The sequence below is a fragment of the Novosphingobium sp. 18050 genome, from assembly GCF_902706195.1.
Lineage (GTDB): Bacteria > Pseudomonadota > Alphaproteobacteria > Sphingomonadales > Sphingomonadaceae > Novosphingobium.
Genome location: NZ_CACSJO010000002.1, coordinates 53,018 through 66,690, shown reverse-complemented (window position 1 = coordinate 66,690; position 13,673 = coordinate 53,018). Strand labels below are relative to the sequence as shown.

General features: G+C 65.8%; 15 protein-coding genes. 10 read left to right on the top strand and 5 right to left on the bottom strand.

The genetic code is table 11. The features are described from left to right. Positions 1 to 7: 7 nt before the first annotated feature. Positions 8 to 2,647: a methionine synthase gene (gene metH, locus GVL61_RS02770; RefSeq protein WP_159976779.1), complete on the top strand. Its 2,640-nt coding sequence runs from the start codon at positions 8 to 10 to the stop codon at positions 2,645 to 2,647. 13 nt (positions 2,648 to 2,660) lie between these two features. Here metH and GVL61_RS02765 read toward each other — a convergent pair whose 3' ends face one another. Continuing rightward, a complete protein-coding gene (locus GVL61_RS02765; protein ID WP_235037509.1) occupies positions 2,661 to 2,915 on the bottom strand; it encodes a hypothetical protein in 255 nt (84 codons plus the stop codon). A gap of 191 nt (positions 2,916 to 3,106) precedes the next feature. Then, entirely contained in the window at positions 3,107 to 4,600 is a 1,494-nt protein-coding gene (pyk, locus tag GVL61_RS02760) for a pyruvate kinase (protein ID WP_159976775.1), read from the bottom strand. A gap of 77 nt (positions 4,601 to 4,677) precedes the next feature. On the opposite strand from pyk, the gene GVL61_RS02755 reads away from it, so the two are divergent. Next, positions 4,678 to 4,989: a DUF1244 domain-containing protein gene (locus GVL61_RS02755; RefSeq protein WP_159977297.1), complete on the top strand. Its 312-nt coding sequence runs from the start codon at positions 4,678 to 4,680 to the stop codon at positions 4,987 to 4,989. Between the two features lie 18 nt (positions 4,990 to 5,007). Here GVL61_RS02755 and sugE read toward each other — a convergent pair whose 3' ends face one another. Next, the gene (sugE, locus tag GVL61_RS02750; protein WP_159976773.1) at positions 5,008 to 5,325 is read right to left on the bottom strand and encodes a quaternary ammonium compound efflux SMR transporter SugE; all 318 of its coding nucleotides are present in this window, start codon (positions 5,323 to 5,325) and stop codon (positions 5,008 to 5,010) included. A 326-nt stretch (positions 5,326 to 5,651) separates the two neighbouring features. Between sugE and GVL61_RS02745 the strand changes: the two genes are divergently transcribed. Continuing rightward, positions 5,652 to 5,888: a DUF2312 domain-containing protein gene (locus GVL61_RS02745; protein ID WP_043977104.1), complete on the top strand. Its 237-nt coding sequence runs from the start codon at positions 5,652 to 5,654 to the stop codon at positions 5,886 to 5,888. Between the two features lie 43 nt (positions 5,889 to 5,931). Here the strand turns inward: GVL61_RS02745 and GVL61_RS02740 are convergent, their stop codons facing one another. Beyond that, a complete protein-coding gene (locus GVL61_RS02740) occupies positions 5,932 to 6,645 on the bottom strand; it encodes a CPBP family glutamic-type intramembrane protease (RefSeq protein ID WP_159976771.1) in 714 nt (237 codons plus the stop codon). Positions 6,646 to 6,754: 109 nt separating this feature from the next. Between GVL61_RS02740 and GVL61_RS02735 the strand changes: the two genes are divergently transcribed. From GVL61_RS02735 to ruvC, 3 genes are all read left to right on the top strand, one after another. Next, positions 6,755 to 7,072, top strand: a complete 318-nt coding sequence (locus tag GVL61_RS02735; RefSeq protein WP_159976769.1) for a heavy metal-binding domain-containing protein — start codon at positions 6,755 to 6,757, stop codon at positions 7,070 to 7,072. A gap of 136 nt (positions 7,073 to 7,208) precedes the next feature. After that, positions 7,209 to 7,973, top strand: a complete 765-nt coding sequence (locus GVL61_RS02730) for a YebC/PmpR family DNA-binding transcriptional regulator (protein ID WP_159976767.1) — start codon at positions 7,209 to 7,211, stop codon at positions 7,971 to 7,973. Between the two features lie 142 nt (positions 7,974 to 8,115). Then, positions 8,116 to 8,592 (top strand): crossover junction endodeoxyribonuclease RuvC, encoded by a 477-nt coding sequence (ruvC, locus tag GVL61_RS02725; protein WP_043977109.1) that lies wholly within the window; start codon positions 8,116 to 8,118, stop codon positions 8,590 to 8,592. 52 nt (positions 8,593 to 8,644) lie between these two features. Here the strand turns inward: ruvC and GVL61_RS02720 are convergent, their stop codons facing one another. Continuing rightward, positions 8,645 to 9,301: a YggS family pyridoxal phosphate-dependent enzyme gene (locus tag GVL61_RS02720; protein WP_159976765.1), complete on the bottom strand. Its 657-nt coding sequence runs from the start codon at positions 9,299 to 9,301 to the stop codon at positions 8,645 to 8,647. Between GVL61_RS02720 and GVL61_RS02715 the strand changes: the two genes are divergently transcribed. The 4 genes from GVL61_RS02715 to ruvA all read left to right on the top strand — a co-directional run bounded on the left by GVL61_RS02715 (position 9,300) and on the right by ruvA (position 13,673). Further along, on the top strand, positions 9,300 to 9,872 hold the full coding sequence (locus tag GVL61_RS02715; RefSeq protein ID WP_159976763.1) for a thiamine phosphate synthase: 573 nt from the start codon (positions 9,300 to 9,302) through the stop codon (positions 9,870 to 9,872). The two genes, GVL61_RS02720 and GVL61_RS02715, sit on opposite strands and share 2 nt — an antisense overlap. A gap of 100 nt (positions 9,873 to 9,972) precedes the next feature. Continuing rightward, positions 9,973 to 12,372 carry a DNA translocase FtsK gene (locus GVL61_RS02710; RefSeq protein WP_159976761.1) on the top strand — a complete coding sequence of 800 codons (2,400 nt, stop codon included), beginning with the start codon at positions 9,973 to 9,975 and terminating at the stop codon, positions 12,370 to 12,372. After that, positions 12,369 to 12,806 carry a hypothetical protein gene (locus GVL61_RS02705; protein ID WP_235037508.1) on the top strand — a complete coding sequence of 146 codons (438 nt, stop codon included), beginning with the start codon at positions 12,369 to 12,371 and terminating at the stop codon, positions 12,804 to 12,806. Before GVL61_RS02710 ends, GVL61_RS02705 begins: the two co-directional genes overlap by 4 nt. 261 nt (positions 12,807 to 13,067) lie before the next feature. Next, entirely contained in the window at positions 13,068 to 13,673 is a 606-nt protein-coding gene (gene ruvA / locus GVL61_RS02700; protein ID WP_159976759.1) for a Holliday junction branch migration protein RuvA, read from the top strand.

Below are 13,673 nucleotides of genomic sequence, written 5' to 3'. Positions count from 1 at the left end.
AAGAACCATGACTTCGACCACTTCCAAACCCGCCTCCACCGGCGCCCGCTTCGTCAATATCGGCGAACGCACCAACGTCACCGGCTCGGCGAAATTCAAGAAGCTGGTCATGGCCGGCGACTATCCCGCCGCCGTAGAAGTGGCGCGCCAGCAGGTCGAAAACGGCGCGCAGGTGATCGACATCAACATGGACGAGGGCCTGCTCGACGCGATCGAGGCGATGACCACCTACCTCAACCTGATCGCCGCCGAGCCGGACATCGCCCGCGTGCCGGTGATGATCGACAGCTCGAAGTGGGACGTGATCGAGGCGGGCCTGAAATGCGTCTCGGGCAAACCGATCGTCAATTCGATCTCGATGAAGGAAGGCGAGGAGCCGTTCCTGCATTCCGCGCGAAAGTGCATGGATTACGGCGCCGCCGTGGTCGTCATGGCCTTCGACGAGACCGGACAGGCCGACACCAAGGCCCGCAAGATCGAGATCTGCCAGCGCGCCTACAAGCTGCTCACCGGCATCGGCTTTCCGCCCGAAGACATCATCTTCGATCCCAACGTCTTCGCCGTCGCCACCGGCATCGAGGAGCATGACCGCTACGGTCTGGACTTCATCGAGGCGGTGGCCGAAATCCGCGCGACTTGCCCGCATGTCCACTTCTCGGGCGGCCTTTCCAACCTCTCGTTCAGCTTCCGCGGCAACGAGACGGTGCGCCGCGCGATGCACTCGGTCTTCCTGTACCATGCGATCCCCGCCGGACTGGACATGGCGATCGTCAACGCCGGCCAGCTCGACGTCTACGACCAGATCGACCCAGCGCTGCGCGAGGCCTGCGAAGACGTCATCATGATGCGCACCCCTGGCGTGGGCGCGGATGGCAGGACCGCCACCGAGCGCCTGATCGACCTGGCAGAAAGCTACAAGGGCAAGGACGTCGTCGCTGAAAAGGCCGCCGAGGAATGGCGCAGCTGGGACGTGGTGAAGCGTCTGGAGCACGCACTAGTGCGCGGCATCGACGCCTATGTCGTCGAGGATACCGAGGAATGCCGCGCCGCGATCGATCTTGCCGGCGGCCGCCCGATCGAGGTTATCGAAGGCCCGCTGATGGGCGGCATGAACGTGGTCGGCGACCTGTTCGGCAGCGGCAAGATGTTCCTGCCGCAGGTGGTGAAATCGGCGCGCGTGATGAAGAAGGCGGTCGCCCACCTGATCCCCTTCATCGAAGCGAGCAAGGAACCCGGCGCCAAGGCCAAGGGCCGGATCATCATGGCCACCGTCAAGGGTGACGTCCACGATATTGGCAAGAACATCGTCGGCGTGGTCCTGCAGTGCAATGGCTACGAAGTGATCGATCTGGGCGTCATGGTGCCGTGGTCGAAGATCCTCGAACAGGCGGCCGAGCATGATGCCGACATCATCGGCCTGTCGGGCCTCATCACCCCCTCGCTCGACGAGATGGTGACCGTGGCCGAGGAAATGCAGCGTTCGGAGATGACCATCCCGCTGCTGATCGGCGGCGCCACCACCTCCAAGGTCCACACCGCGCTGCGCATCGACCCGGCCTACAAGGGTCCGGTGATTCATGTGCTGGATGCAAGCCGCGCGGTCGGCGTGGCCTCGCAGCTGCTGTCCGACACACAGGCGGAGGGCTTCGTCTCCTCGGTCTCGATCGACTACGAGAAGGTGCGCATCGCGCGCGCCAACAAGGGCCAGAGTGACCTGCTCTCGCTGGCAGATGCGCGCGCCAACGCCTTCCCCGCCGACTTCGCGCTCAAGGCCGCCGCGCCGGTGGAGCCGGGCCTGCATGTCTTCGAGGAATGGGATCTCGCCGACCTCGCCGAGACGTTCGACTGGACCCCGTTCTTCCGCGCCTGGGAACTGGCCGGCAACTATCCCGCGATCCTCACCGACGAAGTGGTCGGTGAAAGCGCGACCAGCCTGTTCGCCGATGCGCAGGCGATGCTGAAGAAGATCATCGATGAAAAGTGGCTGACCGCCAAGGGCGTCTGCGCCTTCTGGCCAGTGCACGCCGACGGCGATGACGTGCTTCTCGATGACGGCACCCGCCTCCCCATGCTGCGCCAGCAGGTGAAGAAGTCACGCGGGCGGGCGAACTTCTGCCTCTCCGACTTCATCGACCCGGCCGGTGACTGGCTGGGCGGTTTCGCGGTGGGCATCCACGGCATCGAACCGCACCTCGCCCGCTTCCAGGCAGCGCACGACGACTACTCGGACATCCTGCTGAAAGCGCTCGCAGACCGCTTCGCCGAAGCCTTCGCCGAGCGCCTCCACGCGCATGTACGCACGAAACTGTGGGGCTATGCCGCCGACGAGCAGTTCACCAACGAGGCTCTGATCCGCGAGGAATATCGCGGCATCCGCCCCGCGCCCGGCTATCCGGCCTGCCCCGACCACTCGCTGAAACCGATCCTGTTCGACCTGCTCAAGGCTTCTGACAACGCCGGAATCGTCCTGACCGAAAGCCAGGCAATGCTGCCCACCGCAGCGGTTTCAGGCTTCTACTTCGCCCACCCGGAAAGCCAGTACTTCGGCGTGGCCCGCATCGGCCGCGACCAGTTGGAAGACTATGCGGTCCGCCGTGACGTAGACCTGCCGACCGCCGAACGCTGGCTGCGCCCCAACCTGGATTAAGCCGAAACTCGAATCAGGAAAGCGACTGCCCGGCGCGCCACAAGGCGCGCTGGCGCAGGTACCCATCGCTGACGCTGGCGCCCACCGCCACGGCAAGAACCGTCAACGCGGCGTCCAGCCCATGCTGCGCGAGTTCAGCTAGAGCCGGGGCAGTATCCTGCCCCAGTTCGCGCGCCAGCATCTTGAGGACCTGCGCCCTCTCGGCGAATTCCATCTCGGTAAGCCAGCTCCACCGGCCTTCCCCGCGCCCCACAAATGCATCCTGCATGTAACGACCCATGGCTTTTCTCGACCCCGCGCTGCGCTCGCCTAAGCCCCCACGGCTTGAAATCGATTGCAGCGCTGTTCCCAGCTATCATCGAAGGGCTACTCGAGGATTTAGCGCTGGTTCGGGGTTTTTACGGTGAAAGGGGAGGACCTGCGGCGATGGCCCCAGAACCTCCCCTCATTTCATCGAGCTTACTTCGGCGTATCCAGCTCGTTCCCGGTCAAGGTCACGATGTGCAGCAGGTTCGTCGATCCCGGCACCCCGAACGGCACGCCGGCCAGCGTTACCAGCCGTGATCCCGCAGCGCCGAAGCCGTGGCGCAGGGCCATGCGCTTGCCCTTGGCGATCATCTCTTCGAAGCTGCCGATGTCGCGGGTGATGACGCAGTGCGTGCCCCAGAGCATCGCCAGTCGCCGCGCCGTCTTCTGCGCCGGGGTCAGGACCAGCATCGCCGCTGCCGGGCGTTCACGCGCCACGCGGCGGGCCGAACCGCCCGAGCCGGTGAAGACGATGATGCCTTCGATGGTCAGGGTATCGGCGATCTGGGCGCAGGATTCGGACAGGGCATCGGCGCTGGTGGCGTCGGGCGGGGTCTGGGCGATGTGGATGCGCGCCCGGTAGGTCGGATCGCTTTCGACGCGGACGGCGATGCGGTCCATGATCGTGACCGCCTCTACCGGCCACTGGCCTGCCGCTGTCTCGGCCGAGAGCATCACCGCGTCGGCGCCGTCGTAGACTGCGTTGGCGACGTCGGAGACTTCGGCGCGGGTCGGCGAGGGACTGGTGATCATCGATTCCAGCATCTGCGTTGCCACGACCACCGGCTTGCCCTGAGCGCGGGTCTTTTCGATGATGTGCTTCTGGATCGGCGGCACTTCCTCGGGCAGCAGTTCGACGCCGAGGTCGCCGCGCGCCACCATGATGCCGTCCGACAGCTCGATGATCTCATCGAGGCTTTCGACCGCCGCCGGCTTTTCGATCTTCGACATGATCGCCGCGTAGCCGCCCGACAGACGGCGGGCTTCGGCGACGTCTTCGGGACGCTGGACAAAGGACAGGCCGATCCAGTCCGCCTTCTGCTCCACTGCGAAAGCGAGGTCGCGGCGGTCCTTTTCGGTCAGCGCGGGAATCGGGATCAGAGCGTCGGGGATGTTCACGCCCTTGCGGTCCGAGATCGGCCCGCCGACTTCGGCGCTGCACAGGATCGCGTCGGGTTCGGCGCGGATGACCATCAGGCGCAGCTTGCCGTCGTCGATCAGCAGGCGCTGGCCCTTCTGGAGGATGCCGAACAGTTCGGGGTGCGGCAGGCAGACGCGTTCGTCGTTACCCGGCGTGGGATCGCGGTCGAGCGTGAAGTGGGCGCTGTGGCGGATGAAGGCCTTGCCGCCCTCGAACGTGCCCACGCGCAGCTTGGGGCCCTGCAGGTCGCACAGGATGGCAACGGGGCGCTCAAGGTCCTTTTCCACCGCGCGGATGTTGGCGATGGTTTCGCGGTGAGTGTCGTGGTCGCCGTGGCTCATGTTGACGCGGAAGGCGTCGGCGCCGGCCTTGAGCAGCTTGGCGATGGTCTCCTTGTCGCGGCTGGCGGGGCCGAGTGTCGCCAGGATCTTCACCTTGCGCTGGCGCTTGATGCCCCGGTGGTGCGGGGAGCGGCGGTAGGGAGCGACGGGGGGAGTATGAGCCAAGGTTCTGTCTGCCTCTTTCAGGAACGGGGGTTCATATGGCAAAGGCGTCATTACAAACCAAGGACGATTGGCGGATTATGAACGATAGTGACCGTATAGATGCGTTGGACGACGCCGTGGCTGCGGCGGCCTTCCGCCGGCTGGTGCGCCATCTGCAGCAGCGTCACGATGCACAGAACATCGACCTGATGGGGCTGGCGGGTTTTTGCCGCAATTGTCTGGCCGACTGGATCGTGGATGCCGGCTTCGAAGGCGACAAGGCCGAGGCACGCACTGTCATCCACGGCATGCCCGCCGGTGAATGGAAGGCGAAACACCAGACCGAGGCTACGCCCGAGCAGCTGGCGCGCATGGACGAGAGCATGAAGAAGAACGCCCCGTCACATTGAGCGCGCACTGAATAGCGGTCAGGGCGTCGCGACTTTCATGAGCACGATGCCCGAGAGGATCAGCCCGGCGGCGAGCAGCCGCAGCGGGCTGGCCGCCTCGCCCAGGAAGAAAATGCCGACGGCGAAGGCGCCAAGTGCGCCAATCCCGGTCCACACCGCATAGGCGGTGCCCAGCGGCAGTGCACGCATCGCGCTGGCCAGCAGGGCGAAGCTGGCGATCATCGCTACGATCGTCACCACAGTAGGCCAGGGCCGGGAAAAACCCTCCGACTGCTTCATCGCGGAAGCCCATACCACTTCGAGCAGGCCGGCGATGAAAAGAAATATCCAGGACATGGCGCGGGCATTTTTCCAACAAGGGTGAATGCCGGGCCGTCCCGGTCTTGAAGCTCCGCTGGAGGCGCGAACGTGGTCGGCGCAGGCCCGAAATAGCGCCGCCGTCGGGCGTGGGCAAGTCAGGTGCAAGCGAGGGGGACCGACGGTGGAAAGGGCGGCCGCGATGTTAGCAAGCCGCTGCAGTGCAGGAAAATCGCGAAGGCGCCGCTTCCTCCAGATGGTTTGTCCCTCCACATGATTTCCACAGGCCGGTGCTTTGCCCGAATCCCTTCGCCTCGCTATCAGCGCGCCAACCGATTCACGCTTTTACCGGAGCACGTACCCCAATGGCCGAAACCACCGACGATCGCCTGCGCCTGCTGATCGAGCGCGTCGAGCGCCTCGAAGAGGAAAAGAAGGGCATCTCGGACGACATCCGCGACGTCTACAACGAGGCCAAGGCGGTCGGCTACGACGTCAAGATCATGCGCCAGATCGTCCGCATCCGTAAGATGAAGCCCGACGATCGCCGCGAACAGGACATGCTGCTCGACACCTACAAGTCGGCGCTCGGCATCGACTGATGCGATCCCGCTTCGCCTGCAATGACCAGCGAAGCGGTGACGATCAACTCCCCGCCATCACCAGTGCCATGCTTGCGGCATTGGCGATGGCGTGCTGGAGAATCGCGGCGGGAAGGCCGATACGCTGACGGGTGAAGCCCAGCAGCACCCCCGCCCAGAGCTGGGGCAGGACCATCGGCAGCGATGCTGCGGACGTCGCCGGGTAGTTCATCAGGTGAACGCCCGCGAACACCAGCGCCACCACCCAGAACACACCCGGATAGGCCGCCGCATAAACAGCCGGAGTCCCCCGGCGCCGCAGCCACCACCAACCGCCTGCCGCCGCCAGCACGGCAGCCAGCAACAGCCCCGCCAGGACCAGCGGCTCGATCGCCTTCGCCGTCATCGTCAGGACGACGAACACCGCAAAGCACCCCAGCAGCCACAGCGCGCGGGGCCGGCCGGTCTGCCAGCCGCGAAATATAATCTCCTCCAGCAGCGGGGCGATCAGGATCGTGATCGGCAGCAGCCAGCCGCCCGGCAGCTTGCCGAAGGCGTCGGGCAGCGGCAGATCGAACGCCTTTTGCCACATGCCCAGCAGCGGCAGCAGCACCAGCAGCAACACGCTCACATGCACTGCCGCCAACAGGCACAGCGCAGGCCAGGATTCGCCCCGGCGCAGCCCCCAGGGCACCAGCACCGCCGGCTGTTTCAGAAAACCGGCCAGTTCGCGCAGGATGTGCGGGGCGGGAATACGGGTCTCGATCTGTGTCGCCATAGGCCTTGCTAGCCCCTATTCCCTTACCAAGTCGTTGGGCCAATTCGTTGTCTTGCGAGAACCCGGGCGCGGGTGCAAGCATCGCGCCTTTCATCGAGGGAGAGCATTCGTGATCGTCACCACCACCCCCACCGTCGAAGGCCGCCCGGTCCGCGACTATCTTGGCATCGTCACCGGCGAAGTCATCGTGGGGGCCAACCTGTTTCGCGACATTTTCGCGGCCGTCACCGATCTCGTCGGCGGCCGCTCGGGCAAGTACGAGCAGGTCCTCCAGCGCGCCCGCCGCGAGGCACTGGGCGAAATGGAGGCCGAGGCCGCAAGGCTGGGCGGCAACGCGGTGGTGGGCGTGGACATCGATTACGAAGTGATCGGCTCGAAAGGCTCGATGCTGATGGTCAGCTGTTCGGGCACGGCCGTAGTGCTATAGCGCGTTACGAGTGAGAGGGGGCCTGCGCGGTTGCCCTTGCCCCCCGGCGTGTTGTAAGGGCCGCGCCACCTTATTCATCGAGACCCGCCGCGTCCTCACCGGACCCTCAGGCGGCGGGCAGACAGCGAGCGGACCCATGGCAGGCCATTCCAAATTCAAGAACATCATGCACCGCAAGGGTGCGCAGGATAAGAAGCGCTCGGCGCAGTTCAGCAAGCTGAGCCGCGAAATCACCGTCGCGGCCAAGATGGGCCTGCCCGATCCGGACATGAACCCGCGCCTGCGCGCAGCGGTCAACGCCGCCAAGGTGCAGTCTATGCCCAAGGACAACATCCAGCGCGCCATCGACAAGGCGAGCAAGGGCGACGCCGAAAACTACGAAGAAGTGCGCTACGAAGGCTACGGCCCCAACGGCATCGCCATCATCGTCGAGGCCCTGACCGACAACCGCAACCGCACCGCCACCAACGTGCGCACCGCTTTCGCCAAGAATGGCGGCAACCTCGGCGCGACCGGCGCGGTCTCGCACGGCTTCGAACGCCTCGGCCTGATCGAATATCCCAGCAAGGTGGGCGATGAGGACAAGGTCCTCGAAGCCGCGATCGAAGCCGGCGCCGACGACGTGCAGAGCGACATGGGCGACGGCGACGAGAATCCCGGCGGCCACCAGATCTGGGTCTCGGTCGATTCGCTGCACGAAGTCGCCCGCGAACTGGAAAAGGTCCTTGGCGAAGCCGAAGGCGTGAAGCTGGCGTGGAAGCCCACCCTCACCGTCGACGTCGACGCCGACACCGTGGGCACGCTGATGAAGCTGGTCGACACCTTGGAAGAAGACGACGACGTCCAGAGCGTGTGGGGCAACTACGAAATCTCCGACGAAGTGATGGAAACGCTGGGTTGATCCCGGCGGGCGGGGCCAGGTTCAGCCCGACCCTTCGACAGGCTCAGGGTGAGCGGAAGCGGCGCAGGCCCTCGAACCCGCTCAGGCTGAGCTTGTCGAAGCCCCCGAGGCCCCGCGCCAGCCCCGCCTCAAGCGTCGCCGCATGATCATCATCGGCATCGACCCCGGCCTGACCTGCACCGGCTGGGGCATCGTCGCCAAAAGCGGCAGCCGCCTGTCCCACGTCGCCAACGGCCAGATCCGCACGGACGCCAAGGCCGGCATGGCCGAGCGTCTGGTCGAACTCGACGCCGGGCTGACCGATGTGATCCTCCACCACCGGCCCGATACGGGCGCGGTGGAGGAGGTTTTCGTCAACGTGAACCCGCAGTCGACCCTCAAGCTGGGACAGGCGCGCGGCGTCGCGATGCTGAGCCTTGCCCGCGCGGGAATGCCGGTGGCGGAATACTCGACCAAGGTCATCAAGAAGGCGTTGGTCGGCACCGGCGGCGCGGACAAGAAACAGATCCAGGCAATGCTCAAGGTGCTGCTGCCCGGCGTGAAGCTGGCGGGCGAAGACGCATCCGACGCGCTGGCAGTGGCGATAACCCATGCGAACATGCTCGGCAGCCACAGGTAGAGGATAAGAGGAAGTCCGGGATGCAGGGGCAATGGCTCCTGCTCTTTTCCCTCTACTTCTTCTGCCGCGACCCGAACAGGGCGCTGCCCACCCGCACATGCGTAGCGCCGAGCAGGACGGCGGTTTCGAAGTCCTCGCTCATCCCCATGGAAAGCTGGTCCAGCCCGTTATCGGCGGCAATCCTCGCCAGCAGGGCAAAGAACGGCGCGGCCTCGATATCGAACGGCGGCACGCACATCAGGCCGACGACGGGAAGCCCGGCTTCACGCGCGGACGCCAGCAGTGCGGGCACGTCGGCGATCGCGCAGCCGCCTTTCTGTTCTTCCGCGCCGATGTTGACCTGAAGGAAGCAGGGCACCTGCCGTCCCGCCTTTTCCATCGCCTTGCCCAGCGCCGTTACCAGCGAGGGGCGGTCCACCGAGTGGATGCAGTCGAACAGGGCGACGGCATCCTCGGCCTTGTTCGACTGAAGCTGGCCGACGAGGTGCAGCTTCACATCGGGATAGGCTTCGCGCAAGGGCAGCCACTTTTCCTGTGCTTCCTGTACGCGGTTTTCGCCGAACACGCGCTGGCCGGCGGCGAGCAGCGGCTCGATCGCTTCGGCGGCGTGGGTCTTGGAAATGGCGACGAGTTCTACGGCGCCGGGCTGGCGTCCCGCAATGTGCGCGGATTGGGCGATGCGGGCGCGGATGTCTTCTAGCTGATCCATGGCGCGCTGCTATAGCGTCCCTGTGCCGAACCGCCAGCCGTCCCTTCCTGCCTTGTGGCTCGTCAGCGATGCCCGCAACGATGACCGGATCGAAGCCGTGCTGGCGCGTCTGCCCCGCGGGTCGGGACTGGTGTTCCGGCACTATCACCTGCCGCCGCAGGAACGACGCGCACGGTTCAACGCGCTCGCCCGCACGGCGCGTCGATTCGGGCATGTCATGGTGCTCGCGGGAGAGGCCCGACAGGCGCGGGCATGGAAAGCGCACGGCGTCTACGGCGCGGCGGACCGCCTTGCGCAAGGCCCCGGCGTGCCGCGACTGGTTACCGTGCACAACTTGCGCGAACTGGCGAAGGCCCACCGTGCAAGGGCCGATGCGGTTCTGATCTCGCCGTTGTTCGCCACGGCCTCGCATCCCGGCGGACAGACGCTCGGCCCGGTCCGCTTTCGCCTGCTCGCTTCGCGTTCGACGGTGCCGGTAATTGCGCTGGGCGGCGTGACGGCGCGGCGGGCGCGGGCTTTCCAGCTGGAGCGCTGGGCTGCGATCGACGGGCTGTCCGCCTCGGGCCGCTGAACGTCTTCCCGCAACCACCCACAGCCGCGTTCCCCATCCATTCTTGACGCGGACTCCCCGTCCGCCGCATAAACCGGGCTCGAACCCAAGGGAATTTTACATGGCTACTCGGCCCATCGCGCCCGGTCGGCGTATCGCCAAGCCGGATTGGCGCGCCGTTCTCAAGCGCTCGCTGCGCCGCGCCGGAGAGCTGTCCGGTTCGATCGCGCTGTTTGCGGCGATGGTGTTTCTGGCGCTGGCGCTGGTAAGCTACCAGCAGACCGACCCGTCTACCTCCACCGCCGCCGGCGGCGATGTGCAGAACTGGATGGGCCCGACCGGAGCCTGGACGGCGGAGCGCGCGCTGTTCCTGTTCGGCCCGGTCTCCGCGCTGCTGGTCCCCCTGCTTTACGTCTTCGCCCGCAAGCTGTGGCTCCTGGTCGAAGAGGACGACGGCGAGATCGAGCATAGCGACCAGCGCTGGTGGATGCCCTTCGGCGTCCTGACGCTGGCGATGCTGCTGATCGCGACCGTGCTGTCGCTCTGGTTCACCAAGCCGGGCGGCACCCTGCCTGCCTCGATGGGCGGGATTTCGGGGCTGCTGGGCGCCAAGGCGGTCACCGCGATTGCCGGACTTTCGCCCGAACCCGTACAGAACTGGATCAAGCTCGCCCTCGCGCTGGTGTGCCTGGGCGTGGGCGTGATGCTGGCGGGCCGCGTCTTCGCGCTCGACTGGGTGCGCCTGCTGACGCTTCCGGGCCGCATCGGGCGCCTGCCGCGCGGCCTGTCCGTGCCCGAGGAAATGCCCTTCAAGGCCGGCAAGGAAAAGAAGGAAACGGCCCGCGCCGAGACCGCCCCGCGCGTGGCCGAAGCTGCCGCCGGCAATACCGGCATCGCCCCGCCTGCCGCCGACAAGCCTCGCAAACCGCCCGAGATCGCCGATCCCAAGGTTTCCGCCACGCCCGCGCAGATCGGCTTCGGCGACCGCCAGAAGGACATGTTCGACAAGTACACGCTGCCCAGTCTGGATCTGCTGGAAGACCCGCAGCCCAATTCGCAGCCCAAGATCGACAAGCTCAGTCTGGAGCGCAACGCGCGCCTGCTAGAAACCGTGCTCGACGACTTCAACGTCAAGGGTGAGATCACCGCCGTGCGCACGGGTCCGGTCGTCACCATGTACGAACTGGAACCGGCACCGGGCATCAAGGCCAGCCGCGTGATCGGCCTGGCCGACGACATCGCCCGTAACATGTCGGCGATCTCGGCCCGCGTATCCTCGATCCCGGGCCGCACCGTCATGGGCATCGAACTGCCGAACGCGGACCGCCAGATGGTCTCGTTCAAGGAGATGGTCGCGTCCGAGGCCTTCGCCAACCACAAGGGCATGCTGCCGATCATCCTGGGCAAGGACATCGCCGGCGAACCGGTGGTCGCAGACCTTGCCACCATGCCTCACCTGCTGGTCGCGGGTACGACGGGTTCGGGTAAATCGGTGGGTCTCAACGCGATCCTGCTCTCGCTGCTCTACCGCCTCACCCCGGCGCAGTGCCGCCTGATCCTGGTCGATCCCAAGGTGCTGGAACTCAAGAGCTACGACGATATCCCGCACTTGCTCTCCCCCGTCGTCACCGAGCCGCCCAAGGCCATCCGCGCGCTCAAATGGGCGGTCGAGGAGATGGAGCGCCGCTACCGGATGATGAGCGAAATCTCCGTGCGCAACCTCGCCAGCTTCAACGAAAAGGTGCGCACCGCCGCCGCCAAGGGCAAGCCGCTGGGCCGCCGCATCCAGATCGGCTTCGACCCCGATACCGGCGAGGAACTCTACGAAGACCGTCAGCTCGACTATGAAACGCTGCCCCAGATCGTCCTCATCGTCGACGAGCTGGCTGACCTCATGGTCACCGTCGGCAAGGAAATCGAAGTGCTGATCCAGCGCCTCTCGCAAAAGAGCCGCGCGGCGGGCATCCACCTTATCATGGCGACGCAGCGCCCGTCGGTCGACGTCATCACCGGCGTCATCAAGGCCAACCTGCCGACCCGCGTCTCCTTCGCCGTCACCAGCCGTATCGACAGCCGCACAATCCTGGGCGAGCAGGGCGCCGAACAGCTGCTGGGCAAGGGCGACATGCTCTACAAACCCAGCTCCGACCCGATCAAGCGCGTCCACGGCCCGTTCGTTTCAGACGAGGAAGTGGAACAGGTCGCCATCTACTGGCGCACCCAGGGCAAGCCCGACTACATCGATGCCGTCACCGAGGAACCCGAAGAAGGCAGCTTCGGCTTCGACGACCTCGACGCCACCGCGTCGGACGCGCCTGACGAACGCAAGTACCGGCAGGTCTGCCACCTCGTGTTCGAAAACCAGAAGGTCTCGGTCTCGTGGCTGCAACGCCAGATGGGCGTGGGCTACAACACCGCCGCCAAATGGGTGGAGCGCATGGAAAACGACGGCTTTGTCGGCCCCGCCAACCACGTCGGCCGCCGCGACATCTACCGCGACGAGAACGGCAACCCGCTGTGAAGCTGCGCGGTCTGAAATGGGCGGCACTGACGCTGGCGGCTCTTGCCGCCACCCCGACCGCTGCCGATACAACGCTGAAGGTACTGACCGGCAAGTGGGTGAAGGTCTTCGCCGTAGATCTGGAACGCCTCCTCGGGCGCAGCATCCGCATCGATACAGCGAGCGTCGTGGCCGGCGGGCTCGGCCGTACCTTCCGGGAGGCCGTGGTCATTCTCAATCCGACCGCGCAGCTTGCGCGCGGCAGCACCGCCTTTTCGGTCCGCAGCGTGGATTGCTCCGGCGGGCGCGTGGTGACTTTGCAGTGGCGGGTCATCGGCCCGACCGGGGCACCGCTTGGCGCCTCGACGGTGGCAGGTGCAGTGAGCCGCTTCGACTGGAATTCCGAGGACGGCAAGGTTTTGAAGTACGTCTGTATGGGCGTTCTGCCGCGTTGAGGTTTCGGTTAGGGCAGTAAAGTGAAGACCTGGGGCCATCGCCCCGGACCCCTTCACCGTCGAGGTGGCGCGCGCAGCTTCGCTGGTGCGCCCACGGTGAGCCGGGAGTCATGATAGCCTGCGGGAGCAAGGCCCATCTACGAAGCCGCAGGCGTGACCTCGACATCCCCGGGGTCCGGGGCGATGGCCCCAGCTCTTCCCCTTCCAACCCTTCCGATAGGGACTGGCGCAGCGAATCGCTTCCTGCCATAGGAACAAACCATGATCGCCAAGCTAACAGGTCTTCTCGACGACACCGGCCCCGACTGGGCGATCATCGACGTGAACGGCGTCGGCTATCTCGTCCAGTGCTCGGCTCGTACGCTCGATCATCTCGGGATCCGGGGCGACCGGGTGGTGATCCACACCGAGATGCAGGTTTCCGAAACCGACCAGCGCCTGATCGGCTTTGCCAGCGCGGCGGAGCGTAACTGGTTCCGCCTGCTGACGGCGGTTCAGGGTGTGGGCTCGAAGGTGGCTCTGGCGATCCTGTCGGCGCTGACGACCGAGGAAATCCAGCGCGCCTGTGCCGGCGGTGATTCGGCGATGGTCGCGCGGGCCAATGGGGTGGGGCCGAAGCTGGCCAGCCGCATCGTCAACGAATTGAAGGACAAGGCCGGCGCCTTGCCCACCGCGCCGGGGCTTGCCGGAGCGATTGCCGCCGTGCCGCCGGGTTCCTCCAGCGCGGATGCCGTTTCAGCCTTGCAGAACCTCGGCTTCAAGCCTGCCGTGGCCGCCATGGCGGTCGGCAAGGCGGTGGAGGAACTGGGCGAGGATGCGGGCCTGAACGACCTTGTGCGCGTGGCGCTGAAGCGGGCGGCGGGTTAA

Coding starts and splice junctions, on each gene's coding strand:
- metH (WP_159976779.1), top strand. CDS start 8: ATGACTTCGACCACTTCCAAACCCGCCTCCACCGGCGCCCGCTTCGTC.
- GVL61_RS02765 (WP_235037509.1), bottom strand. CDS start 2,915: ATGCAGGATGCATTTGTGGGGCGCGGGGAAGGCCGGTGGAGCTGGCTT.
- GVL61_RS02755 (WP_159977297.1), top strand. CDS start 4,678: ATGAACGATAGTGACCGTATAGATGCGTTGGACGACGCCGTGGCTGCG.
- sugE (WP_159976773.1), bottom strand. CDS start 5,325: ATGTCCTGGATATTTCTTTTCATCGCCGGCCTGCTCGAAGTGGTATGG.
- GVL61_RS02745 (WP_043977104.1), top strand. CDS start 5,652: ATGGCCGAAACCACCGACGATCGCCTGCGCCTGCTGATCGAGCGCGTC.
- GVL61_RS02740 (WP_159976771.1), bottom strand. CDS start 6,645: ATGGCGACACAGATCGAGACCCGTATTCCCGCCCCGCACATCCTGCGC.
- GVL61_RS02730 (WP_159976767.1), top strand. CDS start 7,209: ATGGCAGGCCATTCCAAATTCAAGAACATCATGCACCGCAAGGGTGCG.
- ruvC (WP_043977109.1), top strand. CDS start 8,116: ATGATCATCATCGGCATCGACCCCGGCCTGACCTGCACCGGCTGGGGC.
- GVL61_RS02715 (WP_159976763.1), top strand. CDS start 9,300: ATGGCGCGCTGCTATAGCGTCCCTGTGCCGAACCGCCAGCCGTCCCTT.
- GVL61_RS02720 (WP_159976765.1), bottom strand. CDS start 9,301: ATGGATCAGCTAGAAGACATCCGCGCCCGCATCGCCCAATCCGCGCAC.
- GVL61_RS02710 (WP_159976761.1), top strand. CDS start 9,973: ATGGCTACTCGGCCCATCGCGCCCGGTCGGCGTATCGCCAAGCCGGAT.
- ruvA (WP_159976759.1), top strand. CDS start 13,068: ATGATCGCCAAGCTAACAGGTCTTCTCGACGACACCGGCCCCGACTGG.